Origin of the sequence: Ochrobactrum sp. EDr1-4 (assembly GCF_049199085.1) — a bacterium.
Classification (GTDB): Bacteria; Pseudomonadota; Alphaproteobacteria; order Rhizobiales; family Rhizobiaceae; genus Brucella.
Genome location: NZ_JBLZOF010000001.1, coordinates 275,896 through 293,194, shown reverse-complemented (window position 1 = coordinate 293,194; position 17,299 = coordinate 275,896). Strand labels below are relative to the sequence as shown.

Genomic DNA, 17,299 nt, shown 5'->3' with positions numbered 1-17,299 from the left:
GCGTTGTGGCGAAGAGGTGAATCACTTTCTTCGCCACAGCGAATGATCTAAAGAGAGCGCATGGCTGAAATCCTCTTTTATCACCTGACTGAATCGACGCTCGATGAAGCTCTGCCGGGGCTTGTTGAGCGTTCGCTGACACGTGGCTGGCGTGTGACTATTCAGGCAGTCACGGACGAGAGGCGCGATTCGCTGGACAGTCTGCTCTGGACGTTTTCCGATACGTCATTCGTCGCACATGGGACGGATCAGGAGCCATATCCTGAGCAGCAGCCGGTTTTGCTGACCACCACGCAGGAAAACTCGAACAGCGCCACTGTCCGTTTTCTTGTAGAGGGCGCTTCACTTGATCAGGTTGATACTTATGAGCGTTTGGTTGTGATGTTTGACGGGCACAATCAGGAACAGCTCGAACATGCGCGGGCGCAGTGGAAGTCGTTTAAGACGGAGAACCACGATTTGACCTACTGGCAACAGACACCAGATCGTCGTTGGGAGCGTAAGGCCTGATGCGCGCGCTATTCGTTGCAATGATTATCGCAGGTTTCAGTATTGCGTTGGGCTATCCTTGGTATATGCGCCATTTTACCGGTGATGAAATTGGTCGCTGGCCTATCCTTGAAAGCCGTCAGGCTGGTTTCATCACGCAAGAAATCAAACTTGAAGCAAGCGACGCGCCCGTGCGCATCTTTCTTGATGCAACGCCACTGCCGGGCTATGTGCCAGCCGAACGTCGTTCAGCAATAACACTTGCTGTCAGCCGCAACGGTTTCCCTGTTCTTTCGCAGGGGATGGATTTCGCTTCGAACAGCAGTTCGATCAATACAGATCGCCCGCAGGATGGCAGCATTTTGCGCCAAAGCGCCGGTGATATTGATCCCGTATTGTCTGGCACTTATTCCTTCCGTGCCGTTCAAGGCAATACGGATGGTCTGCAACTTTCAAAGGTTGATCTTGTGCTGCGGCGCGGGGCCGAAGAAGCAGACGAGACCTATACAACGATAGGCCTCATTCTTGGTGTGCTTGGTGTTTACGCGTTGATGCGGACCCGCATTCGCCGCCGGGTTGATTAGAGCACATCCCGAAAAGTGTGAAGCGGTTTTCGGACCAAGATGTGCGTCAAAACAAACATTGAGAGCGCCGATCTGATAAAATCAGATCGGCGCTCTGGGTACTATTCAGCCATTGCTTCTTCATATTCGGAAGACATTTCGAGCCATTTGTCTTCCGCATCTGCGAGCGCTGATTTTGCATCGCTCATATCTTTATTGATACGGATCGCTTTTTGCGGTTCCTTCTCGTAAAGAGCAGGATCTTCCAACTGAGCCATTGATGTCTGAATCTGTTTCTGCAGTTTCTGAATCAAGCTCTCGGTTTCCTTGATCTTTTTGAGCAAGGGCGCGAATGTTTCGCGCTTCTGTGCAGCGAGTTTGCGCTGCTCAGCCTTGTTGACCTTCGGACCTTCTTCACGTTCTGAAACCTGATCGCCCTTAGCATCGGCGAGAACAATCTGACGATATTCATCCAGATCACCGTCGAACGCTTTGACGCCACCTTCACGCACCAGCCACAGTCGCTCCATCGTGGCTTCGATCAAGTGGCGATCATGCGCAATCAGAATTACTGCGCCGTTGAAATCATTGAGCGCGTGAACCAGTTCTTCGCGACTATCAATATCAAGGTGGTTGGTAGGTTCGTCGAGGATCAGCAGGTTTGGCCCATGGAAGGTCGCAAGACCCATCAGAAGCCGCGCTTTTTCGCCACCAGAGAGGTCTCTGGCAGGTGTCAGCATTTTCTCGGTCGAAAGTCCCATCTGGGCGACGCGTGCGCGAACCTTCGCTTCCAACTCACCCGGCATAAGCTTACGCACATGCTCAATGGCGTTGTCTTCCGGGATCAGATCATCCATCTGATGCTGCGCAAAGAATGCGACTTTGAGGCTTGGCGAAAGCGTCAGTGAGCCTTTTTCGGGCTGCAAGCGTCCGGCAATCAGTTTTGCCAGCGTCGATTTACCGTTACCATTGGAACCAAGCAGTGCAATGCGATCATCATTGTCGATGCGCAGCGTCACGTTGCGCAGTACCGGCTTGCCGGGAACATAGCCTACATCTGCGTTATCGAGCGCTATGACGGGTGATGCGGTCTTTTTGTCAGCGTCAGGAAAGCGGAACGGCTGCACATTGCTTTCAACATAAAGCTCAATCGGTTTCAGCTTTTCCAAAGCTTTCATGCGCGACTGCGCCTGACGGGCCTTGGTGGCCTTCGCACGGAATCGCTCGACAAAAGATTCCATATGCTTGCGATGCGCTTCCTGCTTGGCGTGAGCCTTTTGCTGAAGCTCAAGCATCTCATGGCGCTGCCGCTCAAACTGATCATAATTACCACGCCAGAAGCTGATTTTCTTCTGATCGAGATGCATGATTGATGAGGTGGCAGAGTTCAGCAGATCGCGATCATGGCTGATGATGATGACAGTGTGCGGATAGCGCTTCACATAGTCGACCAGCCATAACACACCTTCAAGATCGAGATAGTTGGTCGGTTCGTCAAGCAGCAGTAAATCAGGTTCGGAGAACAACACAGCAGCGAGCGCCACACGCATACGCCAGCCGCCGGAGAAGGCAGATGCCGGACGGCGTTGGGCTTCGGCATTAAAGCCCAGACCTGACAGGATCGCGCCTGCGCGCGCTTCCGCAGAGTGGGCATTGATATCAGCAAGGCGTGTATGAATTTCGGCAATACGATGCGGATCAGTCGCAGTTTCTGCCTCTTCAAGCAGCGCTGCGCGTTCCTTGTCGGCCTTCATAACGATTTCAATCAGCGCATCTTCGGTGCCGGGAGCTTCCTGTGCCACCTGACCGATACGCGTATTCTTCGGCAACGATATGCTGCCGCCTTCCGACGCAAGATCACCGGTTATCACGCGGAAAAGTGTGGATTTTCCGGTGCCGTTACGGCCAACGAAACCCGTCTTCGATCCCGCTGGCAGTGTGACACTGGCGTGGTCGATCAGAAGGCGTCCGGCAATGCGTACAGAGATATCATCAAGAATAAGCATGGTGAGAAGGCTTTTGCACGGCTTCCAATATTTGCGCAAGTATCAACTGATTGAATATCAGGCGAAGCGGCGTCCCGCTTCGCTACGCTGAAACTGAATAAGATCAAGCGAAGGTGCATCCGCACTTAGACGTGTGAATGCAGCATGGATTTGTCCGCGATGGTGCGTCTGATGATTGAACAGATGACCAAGTGCTGGCGCAACCCGCTGGCTGATGGTTCGCACATTAGTTGCTGTCATATATGTAAACCGGCCCGCAAGCCGTTCGGCATTCATGCTTTCAATACATTTGCAGATGCGCATATCTTCGGCACGACGCAAATCACGCAGTTTGATGAAATCGTCGGTTATAATGGCATCAAGCTGGTTCGGATGGTCGCCTTCGCCGGTGAAACGTTTCATCCAGATGCGATCTGTGACGAGAAGATGATTAAAGGTTCGATGGATTGATCCGAAAAAAAGGCCGAGATCGAGGCGGTAATCCACATCGCTCAAATCGGCTGCTGCGGAATACAGCAACTCATTGGCCCAGCGATTGTAATAGGCAAACATCTGAAAGTGCTGTTCCATGAGTCCCCGCATTGGAATCGAATTATCCATCTATGCAGTCAATTTTCTGTCGTCTCAAGCTGATAAGCGACTTACCCAAGGGCGCTGCCCCTTGGCAATCGGGCCTATCAACGCTATAGAGCCTCACTTTCCAAATTTTCCATCATACAAGGTGTCATAATGGCAATCGAACGTACTTTCTCCATGATCAAGCCTGACGCAACTCGCCGCAACCTGACCGGCGCGATCACCACCAAGCTTGAAGAAGCTGGTCTGCGTGTTGTTGCTTCCAAGCGCGTTTGGATGAGCACCCGTGAAGCTGAAGGCTTCTACGCTGTCCACAAAGAACGTCCTTTCTTTGGTGAACTGGTTGAATCCATGTCGTCTGGCCCAACAATCGTTCAGGTTCTCGAAGGCGAAAACGCCATTCTCAAGAACCGTGAAGTCATGGGCGCGACCAACCCTGCAAACGCAGACGCTGGCACGATCCGTAAGGAATTCGCTCTGTCGATCGGCGAAAATTCGGTTCACGGTTCGGATGCTCCTGAAACCGCTGCTGAAGAAATCGCTTACTGGTTCTCCGGCACCGAAATCGTCGGCTAATTGCTGATAGATGAATTGAAAAAGCCCGGTCGCGAGACCGGGCTTTTTTGTATGCGATATTTGAAAGCGTTACAGGCTTTGAGCCAGTCTTGCTAATTCGTCGCCGCCTTCATCAATCAAGACAAGCTTTCCAGCATCCATTTTATATGAGCGCGTCTTACCGAGAATATCGAGGAACTTGCGTTCCTGATTCATCAGGGCAGGCGGGCATTGCATATAGGTCGAGCCAATCTCGGCAAAGGAGATGTTGCTGCCGGAGATTGTCGCTTTGCTCATGAAGCGGTTGCATCCGCCTGAACCGCTGACAGTGCCGTCAGAGTCGACCAGAAGTGTGGTCTGCGCAGTATCGACAACGCCGCCGCCCTGGATATCTTCTGCGAGCCAATCTTTGCCTTCAATTCCAATAGCGATTGTTTCATCGGAACTTTTGCGAACCATCACGACTTTAATTTCGATGGAATCATCAGGCTTCTTCGGGTCAATCGAATAGCGCTCATCATTCACAAACCACAATGTATCACCGGCGACGATGCGTGCCTGCAAAGCATAAGTATGGCTTGGTTCAATCTCGTCTGTGTCAAAGCTGATCGCGAAAGGGATCGGCACACCCTGCAAAGTATCGACCGTCGTTTCAGCAATAATCTTTGACGGTGCATCAGCAAGGGACACATCTGTAAGCTGCACGATCAGGTGCGCTTCTGGAGGAAGTGCAATGCGCTCACGATACATAACCTTGCCGCTGATTGTCTTTTCAGCAGCAATACTAGCAGTCGGCATGGACGTTGTCACAAACATGGCAGCCCCGCCGAGCATGCCAATGCCCGCAGTCAGCGCCGCTACGATTGAAAGTGTTTTCGTCAGTCCTTTGAGCATTGCCAAATTCGAAACTTTCGTTCTCCGCATTCTTACCACGTGTGACTTCAGGTTCTGACATTCTTTAAAACGCGTCAGTAGGGCCTGCTTCAAAGACACTATGATTTATGAGTCAGACATTAAGCGCCGCTTCATGTGAAAATTATGGCGGTTCAAAAATGTACCCCCTAAATTAGCTTATATTTTAGGGGGTTAAATAGTTAATTCGACATTAAATTAAAGCCGAGAAATTCTTTGTATGCGAAAAAGAGTTTTATCTGCGACATCTTGCCAGAGTGTTTGCTTTATTCAGCGCTTCTGCCAGCGATCGCGGCTTTGGTCGTCCGTTGCCTTCGATTCGACCCAACCACCCGTATTGCCGTCGAGTAAATGCTCTCGTTTCCAGAATGGCGCATCAGTTTTCATAAAGTCCATAAGGAATGAGGCGGCCTCAAATGCGGCCTGTCGATGAGATGACGCGGTCACAACAAGAACGATGTTTTCTCCGGGCTTTATGAGTCCGTAGCGATGAATAATAGACATGCCGGATAAAGACCACCGCGTGATGGCTTCTTCAGCAATGCGCCGAATTGCCGCTTCAGCCATGCCTGGGTAATGTTCAAGTTCAAGCGCAGATAACTTACCACCTTCATCGCGGCAAAGGCCCGTAAAGCTGACGATAGCGCCTATGTCCGTGCGTCCCTGACTAAGCTTGCTGATTTCCTCGGCAATCTCGAAGTCTTCACTTTGTACGCGAATGAAGAGGGGCCAGTCTTCGTTCCGGGTCATATTATCCGCCTGTCATAGGCGGGAAAAGCGCGACCTCATTGCCGTCTTGAATGAGTTCATCATGTTCGGCATGTTCTTGATTGATGGCAGCACGAATGACGTTTTCATGCTCGAATGCAGCCTCATATTCGTCGCCGAGCGTTTTCAGATGAGTAATGAGGTCACCGACGCTGATCGTCTGGCGTGGAAGCTCAATCACTTCCTCACCCTTGCCGATTTTTTCCCGCACCCAAGCAAAATAGACGAGGTTCACACGCATGATGTTAGTCCATGACGTGCTTGAGGCCAGCGCGGAAATAGTCCCAGCCGGTGTAAAGCGTCAGGATCGCAGAAATCCAGAGCAGCACGATCCCGATTTCAGTCGTGTACGGCAGAATTTTTTCGCCAGCCGGACCAGCGAGCAAGAAGGACAAAGCAACCATTTGTGCTGCGGTCTTCCACTTTGCCAATCGTGAGACAGGTACACTGACTTTCAGCTCAGCGAGGTATTCACGCAGACCAGAGACCAGTACCTCCCGGCAAAGAATGATGATCGCAGCCCAGAGTGTCCATCCTGCAATTGTACCGTCCGCTGCCAAAAGCAAAAGGCAGGCTGAAACCAGAAGCTTATCGGCAATCGGATCGAGCATGCGGCCAATAGTAGAGGTTTGCTGCCAGATGCGTGCGAGATAGCCATCGAAGAAATCTGTAATGCTGGCGATTGCAAAAATCGCAAGTGCGGCCCAACGCGAATTATCACTCGATTGAAGGCTTCCCTCCACAAAGAAACACAGAACGACAAGCGGCACGGCAATAATCCGTGCGTAAGTCAGCATGTTTGGTAGGGAGAGAGTGTGATTTTTCCGCATTGTACCGCCGTATTCGTTGCTGGTGCACAACATCAGGGATGACTAAGAAAATCAACACCTGCTCATGTGATCTTTATGGACGTAATGACGCCTGTGGAGAATTACTCTCTCAAACCCAGACAAAATTACGTCATCGATCATGAAAATGATCGTGAATGGTCTTGGCCATGGCTTCTGAAATGCCTTCGATCTGCATAAGATCTTCAATGGCGGCTCTCGAAACTGCTTTCGCGGTTCCGAAATGAAGAAGCAAAGCGCGCTTACGCGACGGGCCGATTCCCGAAATCTCATCAAGAGGATTGGCTACGAAATCTTTCTTTCGCTTCGCACGATGTGTGCCGATAGCAAAACGATGTGCTTCGTCGCGCATGCGCTGGATGAAGTAGAGTACTGGATCACGTGGCGGCAATGTGAAAGGTGATTTGCCTTCAATGAAAAAGCGTTCGCGACCAGCTTCACGATCAACACCCTTTGCGATGCCGATGGCCGTTACAAGATGGCTGATGCCGAGTTCGCCCAAAATCTGCCTGACAGTACCAACCTGTCCCTGACCGCCATCGATCAGAATAAGATCTGGCCACGCCGGGAATGCATCACTGCTTTCGATATCGCCTGTGGGCTCTGGCTCACCATGCTCTTTGACCAGCCTCGAAAAGCGCCGTTCAATCACTTCCCGCATCATGCCAAAATCATCGCCGGGCGTAATGTCCGTCGATTTGATATTGAATTTGCGATATTGATTTTTGACAAAGCCTTCCGGCCCGGCCACGATCATGCCGCCGACAGCATTCGTTCCCATGATGTGCGAGTTATCATAAACTTCGATACGACGGGGAACCGCGGGCAGTTCGAAAGCTTCGGCAAGTCCCTTGAGCAAGCGTGTTTGCGACGATGTTTCCGCCAAGCGGCGCCCCAGTGCTTCGCGCGCATTGGTCAAAGCATGATCGGTGAGCTCTTTCTTCTCGCCGCGTTGTGGAACATTGACATGCACACGGTAGCCCGCACGCGATGAAAGTGCTTCTCCGAGCAATTCCTGGTCCTCAATACCTTCCGATAGAAGAATGAGTTTTGGGCAAGGTTTGTCATCGTAGAATTGCGACAGGAACGCGCCGAGCACTTCAGCAGCGCTAAGCGAACTGTCTGCTTTCGGAAAATAAGCGCGATTGCCCCAGTTTTGTCCCGTGCGAAAAAAGAAGACCTGAATGCACGTCATGCCGCCATCTTGATAAATGGCAAAGACGTCGGCTTCCTCAACGGTCTGAGGGTTGATTCCCTGATGTGATTGAACATGAGACAGAGCTGAAAGACGATCACGATAGACAGCCGCATGTTCGAAATCGAGATCGGCCGATGCTGCTTGCATCGCTGCCGCGAGGTGGTCTTTCACCTTTTGGCTCTTACCAGAAAGAAAGGCTTTTGCTTCATCGACTAACTCTGCGTAGTCCTCGTCGCTGACTTCATGTGTGCACGGCCCCGAGCAACGCTTGATTTGATAAAGCAAGCAGGGGCGGGTGCGGGTTTCAAAAACCGAATCAGTACAGGTACGCAATAGAAAGGCGCGCTGAAGCGCATTAATGGTTCGTGTGACGGCCCCGCCGGATGCAAATGGCCCGAAAAACTCACCTTTACGCGTGCGCGCGCCGCGATGCTTAAAAATGCCAGGCGCACGATGCCCGCCAGTCAGCAGAATGTACGGAAACGATTTGTCGTCACGCAGCAAAACATTAAAGCGAGGCCGCAAGCGCTTGATGAGATTCGCTTCGAGAAGCAGCGCTTCTATCTCTGTTCGCGTGACAACAAACTCCATTGTCACCGTTTCACCGATCATGCGGGTGATGCGGTTCGAATGCCCGATACCTCGCGCATAATTGGAAACACGCTTTTTCAAGCTCCGGGCCTTGCCGACATACAACACGTCGCCAGCGCTGTTGAACATACGATAAACGCCTGGATTGTTCGGCAGGTGCTTGACGAAAGCGCTGATAATGTCTGCGCCGCTTAAGCCTGTTGTATCCGGCAAACCGTCTGATGAATCCCACTGAATAGAATCAGCCGCCGAAGCGACAGCGGGCGTCTCATCTAAAGAATCGTCATCGTCGATATCCGCACCATCCATGATAATATCTGTCACATCCTGCTCACTATCCGAGAGCAATTGCGAAGAAGCATCATCATTGAACTTGCGTGGTGTGGTCATTCTTTAATTCCTGCTATATCGGGCGTCTCCCATGCCAGATGCTGACCGCCATCAAGAGCGATCATTTGGCCTGTTACGGAGCGGCTTTCCCAGAAGTAGCGAATAGTGCGTCCAAATTCCGACAGGTCCGGCGCACGTTGCAACGGTAAACGGCTGACCTGCAATTCAAAGTCTTCCACATTTTGGCGTTCGCTCGGCAAAGTGGGGCCGGGGGCAATAGCATTAACACGGATGCGAGGCGCAAGCGCCTGTGCGAGTGTCTTGGTCGCGTTCCAAAGCGCAGTCTTTGAAAGCGTATAAGAGAAAAACTGCGGATTGAGCTTCCAGACGCGCTGGTCGATCACGTTTATAACAAGCCCGTCCAGATTATTTGGCAACGCTTTTGCCATTTCCTCAGCAAGCATAACCGGCGTCTTAAGATGAATAGCAAAATGGCGATCCCAAAGTTGCATATCAAGAGTGCCAACCCGGTCGTCTTCAAAGAGTGATGCGTTGTTAACAAGCAGACGAATCGGTCCAAGCTGTGTTGATGCCTGCTGTACCAATCCGCGCACATCGTTTTCGTCTGCCAGATCAGCCTTCACAACACAGGCTTTTCCACCATTTGCAATGATTTCCGCCACAAGTTGTTCGCCGTCTTTAACAGAGCGATTGCAATGAACCGCTACTGGAAAGCCCTGCGCTGCTAAATCCTGAACGATCGCTTTTCCTATGCGTCGAGCACCGCCGGTCACAAGAACAGGGCAGTTTGCAAGCGAAATGGTTTGCGGAGTTTCCAACAGGGTAAACACTTTCTTATCGTGATTCATTATCGTTATTCATGCCATTTTGCCGGAAAAATATAGCGGAAAATAGAGGGCCTGACAGATGCTACTGACAAAAAGCTAGCAAATTCAGTGGTTTCAGTTTGCGAGCGTCCTGTGAAGTTCCAATTACCTCAAGCCTCCTCATTTATATAGGGCTGATAGGAGACCGTTGCCAGAATGCAACATCGCAATTTTGCCATGTTCTCGACAGGTTCTCTCCACACCACGGAGCAGATCGTGCCGCAATTATCCCCGATATGTCTTCGTGTCAGCGCGGCATGGGTCGACTACTCCCCAAGTTGCTGCCCGCCCGATAAGGGACCGCGCTAAAGGTAATTTAATGAAGGAGAATGCAATGCGCACTCTTAAGTCTCTCGTAATCGCCTCGGCTGCGCTGCTGCCGTTCTCTGCAACTGCTTTCGCAGCTGACGCAATCATGGAACAGCCTCCTGTTCCTGCTCCAGTTGAAATGGCTCCACAGTACAGCTGGGCTGGTGGTTACACTGGTCTGTACCTCGGCTACGGCTGGAACAAGTCGAAGAACGAACTTCCTGGCGGCAACATCACTGTCAAGCCTGACGACTGGAAGGGTGGCGCATACGCTGGCTGGAACTTCCAGCAGGATCAGTTCGTATATGGTGTTGAAGGTGACGCAGGTTACTCAGCAGCTAAGAAGTCCCGTGACGGTCTTGAAGTTAAGCAGGGCTTTGAAGGCTCGCTCCGTGGCCGTCTAGGTTACGACATGAACCCAGTTCTGCCATACATCACCGCAGGTGTTGCTGGTTCGCAGGTTAAGCTTTCGGGCAACAACGATGACGAAAGCAAGTTCCGCGTTGGTTGGACAGCTGGCGTTGGTATGGAAGCTAAGCTGACCGAGAACATTCTTGGTCGCGTAGAATACCGCTACACCCAGTTCGGCAACAAGAACTACGATCTTGGTGGCACGACAGTTCGTGACAAGCTCGACACGCAGGACATCCGCGTTGGTCTTGGCTACAAGTTCTAATTACTGTGTAATTGAACAAAAAAAACCGGGCAGGAAACTGCCCGGTTTTTTTATTGTCTGAATTTTTAGCCCTGCGGTAAAAGCTTGACCAATTCTGGATGCAGTTCTTCAAACCGCTTCATCCAACGCTTGAGCTTTGGGCGACCGCGTTCCCATTTGCCCTCAAAGCGCAAGTTGAGGTAGCTGAGTGTTGCTGCCACAGCCAAATGACCGCCGTGAAGTTTGCCAGCAAGACGCGGCGGAGCTTCATTCAGAAGATCGAGTGCGCGTTCTGCCTTACGCCATTGAAGATCGAGCCATGGCTGATGCACTTTTTCTTCTGGGCGCGCACGACGCTCGTAAACATGGGCCAGCAAAACATCGGACAGACCATCAGCAATTGCTTCATAACGTTCCGCGTCAGTACGCTTTTCAGCATTGCGTGGAAAAATCTTGTTTCCAGAAATGCGATTGAGATACTGCATGATCGCACGGCTGTCGAAAACCGATTTACCATCGTCGGTAATCAACGTTGGTATTTTGCCAAGCGGATTGGCATTGACCAAATTCTCGGGTTCAGCCGATGTGGTCACAATCACGCTTTCAAATGGAATGTCGGCGTAGGCCGCAGCCATGCGCACCTTGGCGCTGTAGGGCGAGGCGGGCGAATAAAGAATCTGGGTCATAATTATTCCTGAGGTTTAGGATTATCTTGCTGCTGGCAGCATAACCGAACGGCTGCGGCACGCATTCGCATCGATCTGTTCACATGCGCGGAATTTGAGATCCTTTGTCATGCAGATTCGAACTTCCTGAAGATAGTTGCTCTTGCAGGAAACCGATATGCCGTCAGGCTTCATTCCGGGATTGGCTGTAACAAATGCTTTTTCCACCAGCATCGGGTCGACGCGTCTGCTGGAAGTCAGATTACGAAGGCTTGGCGGAATATTTACGCGCTTATAGCCCTGGCGAACGGTTGCGAAATAATCATTTTGGGTGAGGCCAGTGCAGCTTCCATGTTTGCGCCATTGGTGCGCAACCAAACCAGTTGAGGGCATAATGTCGGAAACGCTTGAGACGATTGGCCGAGGGACAAAGCTGCCTCGGCTGCGCGTATTGTCGAACTGACAATTAGCAGGATAACCCCATTCATTTTGCGGCCAAAGACCGTGAACAACAAAACCATATGGCCGGGTTGTGCCACATTGCTGTTTGTTCGCGCGTGGTCCTTCCAACGCACAATAGCTTGGTGACCACGACAGCGACAACACATAGAAATCGAAATTGCCGGGGTGGCTATCGCCCCGGTCTTGCGCCATTACGGGTAGCGCTGCGAAAGAAGCTGTAAGAATGGCGGCTGAAATCGCCGCCAGTTTACGCAACATCGCGGTGATCAACGCAGAACGCGGCAGCTTGCGTCAAACACGTACCAGCGGTCGAAACCATCGACGCAGAATTCGACATTGCTGCCAACACCGGCAAAGCCCTGACCTTCTTCAACCATGTACCAGACCGGACGGTACTGACCATCGCTCAGAACGGCTGTTGCCTTACAATAAGTACGTTCAATCTGAGCTGAATTGTTCTTCGGTTCATAACGGGTGAGGCGAACATCGCTCATCGCCGAAATACCAACCTGCGGCAGGTGTGGAACATGACGAACCTGATATCCAAAATCAGAAACCACGCGACGCAAAACGCTCTGCTGATTGCAAAGACCGGCATCGCCAATCGCCACTGGTGCAGATCTCAGATAATCGGCAGCGCTTGCAGGCATAGAAGCGAGCGTCAGAGGAAGAACCGATGCAGCGAGAAGTGCTGCCCGAGAAAACTGTCCGATGCGATCCAACTTGCGTTGCATGTGTTTATCCTGTCTCACAATTCGAGCACGAAGCTCGTTTCATTAAATTTGCTTAGATGCAGTTTCATTCAGCAAGGGGCGACGGTCAAGTGCGATCCGCTTCACCACGTATCCATTGCATGCTGAAATTGCCTCCCTTTTCTTCGCTAAGCAATTTGGTAAGGCAGGGAAGCAGGATTTGCATCTCACTTTCGAGTGTGTAGGGCGGATTGACGACAATCATTCCTGTCCCATCAAGGCGTGGTTCAAGGGAAGGTGCGCGAATCGAAAGTTCAATCCGCATAATCTTCGGAATTTCTGTCTCGCGCAGTTGCCTTGCAAAACGCTCAACCTCCCGCCGATCTTTGATCGGATACCAAAAAGCGTAGGTTCCGCCGGGAAACCGCTTATAGGCTTTCACCAAACCATCGACGAGACGATCAAATTCTCCCGCAATCTCAAATGGTGGATCAACCAGAACAACGCCGCGTTTTTCTTTTGGCGGCATATGCGCACCAAGCGACAGCCAGCCATCAAGCTCAATCACACGCGCCTGGTAGTCACCATCAAACAGCTTGGACAGCTTTTTCGCATCTTGGGGATGCAGTTCGATTGCCGAAAGACGATCCTGCTTGCGCAAAAGATGGCGCGTGAGAAGTGGCGATCCAGGATAATGCCGCAGTCCACCTTTGGGATTAACCGCACGCACAGCTTCAAGATAGGGCTGAAGCAGTTCGATTGCCTGTGGCGGGATTTCACTTTTTTCGACAGCGTCGATCACGCGGCGGATACCACCGCTCCATTCGTCTGTCTTTTCAGCTTCAATACCACGCAGATCATAAAGGCCGATCCCCGCATGGGTATCGACCACGCGAAAAGCTTGGTCCTTGCGCTTTAGATATTCAATAATGCGGGAAAGTATGACGTGCTTGACGACATCGGCAAAGTTTCCGGCGTGATAGGCGTGACGATAATTCATGTCTGCGCTTGTTTCACGCCTCATCGTTTTCGGCAATATCTCTCTTCAATCAAATGTGACATATAACTGTCATCATCTGCTCTTGTCCGAGTCGTGTCTTCTATGTCCGGTACTGTCCTGCTGATTGTCCTTTGTGGCGCATTTTTTCATGCGAGCTGGAACGCTATCGTTAAGGGGGGCAGTGACAAGTTTTTTGCCGCCGCTTGCGTGGTCGGAGCCGCTGGGCTCATAGCGTTGTTTTTCCTGCCGTTTTTACCGCTGCCACATCCATCGAGTTGGAAGTTTATCGGGCTGTCGACAATCACGCAGATATTCTACATGTCGCTGGTCGCAGCTGCTTATAAATCGGGCGACATGAGCGAAGCCTATCCGATCATGCGCGGAACGCCGCCTTTGCTGGTGGCAATTGTCAGCTTTCCGCTCATCGGCGAGGCGATGGGTTGGGGGAGTTGGCTCGGCATCGTTCTGATTTGCGCGGGCGTGCTTGCTATGGCGCTTGAGGCCCGTCGACGCAATGGCGGCACTTCGAGCAAGACGGCGTTGCTGGCGCTCGCCAATGCCGGTTTTATCGCAGCCTACACCATTATCGACGGTGTCGGCGTGCGTGCATCTGGCCACACCTTATCCTATACGCTCTGGCTGTTTTTGATAAATGCCTTTCCGCTTGGATGCTGGGCGCTTTATCGCGAGCCGGATCGCTTTATCCAATATATTCGCAACCATTGGCGACCATCGCTGATCGGCGGTTTAGGCACTTTGCTGTCCTATGGTCTTGCTCTTTGGGCGATGACCATGGCGCCAATTGCGGTTGTCGCGGCGCTCAGAGAGACAGCAATTCTGTTTGGCATTCTGATTTCCGCTTTCATTCTCAAAGAGAAAGTCGGCTTGCCGCGTTTTATGGCTGCGGGGCTCATTGTCTTGGGCGCGATCACTTTGCGACTTTCATAAAAATCTATTTCGTCGCAGGCGGGTCAAATCGTCAGAAATTCGTTTCTGCCGAACTTCGCTTGCGCTAAAAAAACATTATGAGCCAGACGTCCCCCAAAACAAATATCACCATTGGACATTCCGCCTGTCCGCATGATTGCCCATCCACTTGCGCGCTCGATATTGAGCTGCTGGATGAGCGCACCATCGGTCGTGTGCGCGGTGCGAAAGACAACAGCTACACCGCTGGTGTTATCTGCGCCAAGGTCGCGCGCTATGCCGAGCGTGTTCATCATCCCGATCGTTTGAAGCATCCGCTTATTCGAACTGGTCGCAAGGGTGACGGCGAGTGGAAACAGGCATCATGGGAAGCGGCGCTTGACCTCATCGCTGAACGCTTTCTCAGAGCTGAAGAGAAACATGGCAGCGAAAGCGTTTGGCCGTATTATTACGCTGGGACGATGGGGCTCGTGCAGCGCGATTCGATCAACCGTCTGCGTTATGCCAAGCGCTATTCTAATCAATTCGACAGTTTCTGTACCAATATGGCTTGGACCGGCTATTTTGCGGGGACTGGCAGTCTGACCGGCCCGGATCCGCGCGAGATGGCAAAGGCTGACGTCGTTGTCATCTGGGGAACCAATGCCGCCGCGACACAGGTCAATGTGATGACCCATGCCGTGCGGGCGCGCAAAGATCATGGTGCGAAGATCGTCGTTATTGACATATACGCCAATGCGACTGTGCGACAGGCAGATATGGGCATTGTGCTGAAACCCGGCACAGATGGCGCTTTTGCCTGTGCCGTCATGCATGTGCTGTTTCGTGATGGCCTTGCGGATTGGGATTATCTCAACCGCTATACGGACGATCCAAAAGGGCTAGAAGCGCATCTTGCAACCCGCACGCCGGAATGGGCTGCAGAAATTACCGGCTTGAGTGTCGAGGAAATCGAAGCTTTTGCGCATCTGGTTGGCAAGACCAAGCGCACTTATTTCCGCCTCGGCTACGGTTTCACACGCCAGCGTAATGGTGCGGTGAGTATGCATGCCGCAGCGTCTATCGCCTGCGTGACAGGCGCGTTTCTGCATGAAGGCGGCGGAGCGTTTCATTCGAACTCCGGCATCTTCAAGATGGATAAGCGCGAGATCGAAGGAACTGCGATGCAGGATAAGACCCTGCGTTTCCTTGATCAGTCGAAGATTGGGCGCATTCTGACTGGCGACAGCGAAGCACTTTATGGTGGCGCGCCTGTCATGGCGATGCTTATCCAGAACACCAATCCGATGAATGTGACGCCGGAGCAGCGCCTTGTGCGCAAAGGCTTTGCCCGTGAAGACTTGTTTGTCGCCGTGCATGAGCAGTTTATGACTGATACGGCCAAAATGGCTGATGTGGTGCTGCCAGCGACCACGTTTCTCGAACATGATGATATTTATCGCGGCGGCGGACAGCAGCATGTAGTCCTTGGTCCAAAGCTGATTGAACCACTAGCCGAAGCGCGTCCGAACATCTTTGTCATCAACGAACTTGCTGAGCGCTTGGGCGTTGCACATCTGCCTGGCTTTAACGTCGATGAGCGTACGCTGATCGACAATATGAACGCCAATAGCGATCTTCCGCATTTCGATGAACTCAAAGAAAAGCGGTTTGTTGATTTGCAGCCGCCTTTTGAAGAAGCGCATTATATCAATGGTTTCAAATGGCCCGATGGCAAGTTCCGTTTCAAACCGGATTGGACGGGCAGTCCATCACCCAATAAGCCGCCGGAAGTGATGGGCTTGCAAGGTCCACATCACAACATGCCCGAGTTTCCGGACCACTGGAATGTAATCGAGGCAGTGGATGCTGAGCATCCTTTCCGCCTTGCAACGTCACCAGCGCATAATTTCCTGAACTCTACATTTGCCGAAACCGCAACGTCGCTCGCCAAAGAAATTAGGCCAGAGCTTCTCATTCATCCCGATGATGCGGCTCAACTTGATATTACGGATGGTGAGCGGATTGAAATCGGCAACCATCGCGGCGAAGTAGTTCTTCACGCCGTGCTGCGCGCTGGTCAAAAGCGCGGTGTTGTTGTGTCTGAGGGTATTTTCCCAAATTCGACATTTGAGCGCGGTGAGGGGATTAATACTCTGATCGGTGCTGAGCCTGCCGCCCCTTATGGTGGCTTGGCGGTTCACGACACGAAAATCTGGGTGAGAAAAGTCGCTTGAAGCGCATCCTGAAAAGTGAGAATCGGTTTTCAGGAAAGATGCGCGTTAAATATCTAAAACGAAGCCCGCGCCGAATTTACGTTCGGCGCGGGCTTTGAATTTATAGAGCTGAATTAGCCTGCGTAGTTAAGCTTGAGCTTTGAAAGACCAACAGCTGCATTAAGACCTTTCTGGCCCTGCAACGAGATCGGCTGAAGCGAAATTGTCTTCCACGAACCGCCGGTCAGAATGTTGGTGCCAGCACCAATGCCGATAGCAGCATTTGCTGATGCGCCGACATAGCGGCCCTTCAACGCGCCTTCTGGACGAACGGTTGGAGCCCAAACGGCCCATGCAAGCTGTCCACCATTTACAAAGCCGACATCAACGCCGAGCTTGGTGATGTTGCCGGTGTAGCGTTCTACTGGTCCTTGACCGCGAACTGGCTTGAACACGCAATCAACATCTTGCTGACTACCGATGATCACACCGATCGCAGGTGAAAGCTCGCAGGAAAGCGTACCGACTTCGGAGCGCGGCTGTGTGCGCGCCGATGAAGGCGAAGCGACATAATCCGCAGCAATGGCAGGAGCAGTCATCGCGATAGCTGAACCAACAGCCATGACCGACAGGAAGGAAGTCGAAAAACGGAGAGACATGATTTTGTCCTC

The 17,299-nt window shown here is 51.9% G+C and carries 19 protein-coding genes; 6 read left to right on the top strand and 13 right to left on the bottom strand.

Going from position 1 to position 17,299, the window contains the following annotated elements; translation table 11 throughout:
- Positions 1–60 precede the first annotated feature (60 nt).
- Both ACOZHT_RS01525 and bspB read left to right on the top strand, forming a co-directional pair.
- Entirely contained in the window at positions 61–510 is a 450-nt protein-coding gene (locus ACOZHT_RS01525; protein ID WP_339508255.1) for a DNA polymerase III subunit chi, read from the top strand.
- Entirely contained in the window at positions 510–1,073 is a 564-nt protein-coding gene (gene bspB, locus ACOZHT_RS01520) for a type IV secretion system effector BspB (RefSeq protein WP_339508257.1), read from the top strand. Before ACOZHT_RS01525 ends, bspB begins: the two co-directional genes overlap by 1 nt.
- Positions 1,074–1,174: 101 nt before the next feature.
- Here bspB and ACOZHT_RS01515 read toward each other — a convergent pair whose 3' ends face one another.
- Together ACOZHT_RS01515 and ACOZHT_RS01510 are read right to left on the bottom strand one after the other, a co-directional pair.
- Entirely contained in the window at positions 1,175–3,058 is a 1,884-nt protein-coding gene (locus tag ACOZHT_RS01515) for an ABC-F family ATP-binding cassette domain-containing protein (protein WP_339508259.1), read from the bottom strand.
- Positions 3,059–3,115: 57 nt separating this feature from the next.
- Positions 3,116–3,628, bottom strand: coding sequence for a DinB family protein (locus ACOZHT_RS01510; protein WP_421565275.1), 513 nt, complete (start codon positions 3,626–3,628; stop codon positions 3,116–3,118).
- Positions 3,629–3,787: 159 nt separating this feature from the next.
- On the opposite strand from ACOZHT_RS01510, the gene ndk reads away from it, so the two are divergent.
- Positions 3,788–4,210 carry a nucleoside-diphosphate kinase gene (ndk, locus tag ACOZHT_RS01505; RefSeq protein ID WP_094506874.1) on the top strand — a complete coding sequence of 141 codons (423 nt, stop codon included), beginning with the start codon at positions 3,788–3,790 and terminating at the stop codon, positions 4,208–4,210.
- Positions 4,211–4,279: 69 nt separating this feature from the next.
- Here the strand turns inward: ndk and ACOZHT_RS01500 are convergent, their stop codons facing one another.
- The 6 genes from ACOZHT_RS01500 to ACOZHT_RS01475 form a co-directional block, all read right to left on the bottom strand.
- Positions 4,280–5,083 (bottom strand): YbaY family lipoprotein, encoded by an 804-nt coding sequence (locus ACOZHT_RS01500; RefSeq protein WP_339508910.1) that lies wholly within the window; start codon positions 5,081–5,083, stop codon positions 4,280–4,282.
- A gap of 288 nt (positions 5,084–5,371) precedes the next feature.
- Positions 5,372–5,851 carry a molybdenum cofactor biosynthesis protein MoaE gene (locus ACOZHT_RS01495; RefSeq protein ID WP_339508268.1) on the bottom strand — a complete coding sequence of 160 codons (480 nt, stop codon included), beginning with the start codon at positions 5,849–5,851 and terminating at the stop codon, positions 5,372–5,374.
- Between the two features lies 1 nt (position 5,852).
- Positions 5,853–6,110, bottom strand: a complete 258-nt coding sequence (moaD, locus tag ACOZHT_RS01490; RefSeq protein ID WP_339508269.1) for a molybdopterin converting factor subunit 1 — start codon at positions 6,108–6,110, stop codon at positions 5,853–5,855.
- A gap of 4 nt (positions 6,111–6,114) precedes the next feature.
- A complete protein-coding gene (gene pgsA, locus ACOZHT_RS01485; protein ID WP_339508271.1) occupies positions 6,115–6,699 on the bottom strand; it encodes a CDP-diacylglycerol--glycerol-3-phosphate 3-phosphatidyltransferase in 585 nt (194 codons plus the stop codon).
- Between the two features lie 130 nt (positions 6,700–6,829).
- Positions 6,830–8,896 carry an excinuclease ABC subunit UvrC gene (gene uvrC / locus ACOZHT_RS01480; protein ID WP_339508272.1) on the bottom strand — a complete coding sequence of 689 codons (2,067 nt, stop codon included), beginning with the start codon at positions 8,894–8,896 and terminating at the stop codon, positions 6,830–6,832.
- The gene (locus tag ACOZHT_RS01475; protein WP_339508273.1) at positions 8,893–9,705 is read right to left on the bottom strand and encodes an SDR family oxidoreductase; all 813 of its coding nucleotides are present in this window, start codon (positions 9,703–9,705) and stop codon (positions 8,893–8,895) included. Before ACOZHT_RS01475 ends, uvrC begins: the two co-directional genes overlap by 4 nt.
- Positions 9,706–10,057: 352 nt before the next feature.
- Here ACOZHT_RS01475 and omp25 point away from each other — a divergent pair, with 352 nt between their 5' ends.
- A complete protein-coding gene (gene omp25 / locus ACOZHT_RS01470; RefSeq protein WP_339508274.1) occupies positions 10,058–10,708 on the top strand; it encodes an outer membrane protein Omp25 in 651 nt (216 codons plus the stop codon).
- Between the two features lie 65 nt (positions 10,709–10,773).
- Here omp25 and ACOZHT_RS01465 read toward each other — a convergent pair whose 3' ends face one another.
- The 4 genes from ACOZHT_RS01465 to ACOZHT_RS01450 form a co-directional block, all read right to left on the bottom strand.
- Entirely contained in the window at positions 10,774–11,373 is a 600-nt protein-coding gene (locus ACOZHT_RS01465) for a glutathione S-transferase (RefSeq protein ID WP_339508275.1), read from the bottom strand.
- 21 nt (positions 11,374–11,394) lie between these two features.
- Complete coding sequence (locus tag ACOZHT_RS01460; protein ID WP_339508276.1) at positions 11,395–12,072, bottom strand: ribonuclease T2 family protein; 678 nt, start codon at positions 12,070–12,072, stop codon at positions 11,395–11,397.
- 8 nt (positions 12,073–12,080) lie between these two features.
- Positions 12,081–12,548 (bottom strand): phage portal protein, encoded by a 468-nt coding sequence (locus tag ACOZHT_RS01455; protein ID WP_339508278.1) that lies wholly within the window; start codon positions 12,546–12,548, stop codon positions 12,081–12,083.
- An 85-nt stretch (positions 12,549–12,633) separates the two neighbouring features.
- Positions 12,634–13,506 (bottom strand): 23S rRNA (adenine(2030)-N(6))-methyltransferase RlmJ, encoded by an 873-nt coding sequence (locus ACOZHT_RS01450; protein WP_339508911.1) that lies wholly within the window; start codon positions 13,504–13,506, stop codon positions 12,634–12,636.
- A 102-nt stretch (positions 13,507–13,608) separates the two neighbouring features.
- On the opposite strand from ACOZHT_RS01450, the gene ACOZHT_RS01445 reads away from it, so the two are divergent.
- Positions 13,609–14,454: a DMT family transporter gene (locus ACOZHT_RS01445; protein ID WP_339508279.1), complete on the top strand. Its 846-nt coding sequence runs from the start codon at positions 13,609–13,611 to the stop codon at positions 14,452–14,454.
- A gap of 77 nt (positions 14,455–14,531) precedes the next feature.
- Entirely contained in the window at positions 14,532–16,649 is a 2,118-nt protein-coding gene (locus ACOZHT_RS01440) for a molybdopterin oxidoreductase family protein (protein ID WP_339508280.1), read from the top strand.
- A gap of 113 nt (positions 16,650–16,762) precedes the next feature.
- Here the strand turns inward: ACOZHT_RS01440 and ACOZHT_RS01435 are convergent, their stop codons facing one another.
- Positions 16,763–17,287 carry a DUF992 domain-containing protein gene (locus tag ACOZHT_RS01435; RefSeq protein WP_339508281.1) on the bottom strand — a complete coding sequence of 175 codons (525 nt, stop codon included), beginning with the start codon at positions 17,285–17,287 and terminating at the stop codon, positions 16,763–16,765.
- Positions 17,288–17,299 lie beyond the last annotated feature (12 nt).

Coding starts and splice junctions, on each gene's coding strand:
- ACOZHT_RS01525 (WP_339508255.1), top strand. CDS start 61: ATGGCTGAAATCCTCTTTTATCACCTGACTGAATCGACGCTCGATGAA.
- bspB (WP_339508257.1), top strand. CDS start 510: ATGCGCGCGCTATTCGTTGCAATGATTATCGCAGGTTTCAGTATTGCG.
- ACOZHT_RS01515 (WP_339508259.1), bottom strand. CDS start 3,058: ATGCTTATTCTTGATGATATCTCTGTACGCATTGCCGGACGCCTTCTG.
- ACOZHT_RS01510 (WP_421565275.1), bottom strand. CDS start 3,628: ATGGAACAGCACTTTCAGATGTTTGCCTATTACAATCGCTGGGCCAAT.
- ndk (WP_094506874.1), top strand. CDS start 3,788: ATGGCAATCGAACGTACTTTCTCCATGATCAAGCCTGACGCAACTCGC.
- ACOZHT_RS01500 (WP_339508910.1), bottom strand. CDS start 5,083: ATGCTCAAAGGACTGACGAAAACACTTTCAATCGTAGCGGCGCTGACT.
- ACOZHT_RS01495 (WP_339508268.1), bottom strand. CDS start 5,851: ATGACCCGGAACGAAGACTGGCCCCTCTTCATTCGCGTACAAAGTGAA.
- moaD (WP_339508269.1), bottom strand. CDS start 6,110: ATGCGTGTGAACCTCGTCTATTTTGCTTGGGTGCGGGAAAAAATCGGC.
- pgsA (WP_339508271.1), bottom strand. CDS start 6,699: ATGCGGAAAAATCACACTCTCTCCCTACCAAACATGCTGACTTACGCA.
- uvrC (WP_339508272.1), bottom strand. CDS start 8,896: ATGACCACACCACGCAAGTTCAATGATGATGCTTCTTCGCAATTGCTC.
- ACOZHT_RS01475 (WP_339508273.1), bottom strand. CDS start 9,705: ATGAATCACGATAAGAAAGTGTTTACCCTGTTGGAAACTCCGCAAACC.
- omp25 (WP_339508274.1), top strand. CDS start 10,058: ATGCGCACTCTTAAGTCTCTCGTAATCGCCTCGGCTGCGCTGCTGCCG.
- ACOZHT_RS01465 (WP_339508275.1), bottom strand. CDS start 11,373: ATGACCCAGATTCTTTATTCGCCCGCCTCGCCCTACAGCGCCAAGGTG.
- ACOZHT_RS01460 (WP_339508276.1), bottom strand. CDS start 12,072: ATGTTGCGTAAACTGGCGGCGATTTCAGCCGCCATTCTTACAGCTTCT.
- ACOZHT_RS01455 (WP_339508278.1), bottom strand. CDS start 12,548: ATGCAACGCAAGTTGGATCGCATCGGACAGTTTTCTCGGGCAGCACTT.
- ACOZHT_RS01450 (WP_339508911.1), bottom strand. CDS start 13,506: ATGAATTATCGTCACGCCTATCACGCCGGAAACTTTGCCGATGTCGTC.
- ACOZHT_RS01445 (WP_339508279.1), top strand. CDS start 13,609: ATGTCCGGTACTGTCCTGCTGATTGTCCTTTGTGGCGCATTTTTTCAT.
- ACOZHT_RS01440 (WP_339508280.1), top strand. CDS start 14,532: ATGAGCCAGACGTCCCCCAAAACAAATATCACCATTGGACATTCCGCC.
- ACOZHT_RS01435 (WP_339508281.1), bottom strand. CDS start 17,287: ATGTCTCTCCGTTTTTCGACTTCCTTCCTGTCGGTCATGGCTGTTGGT.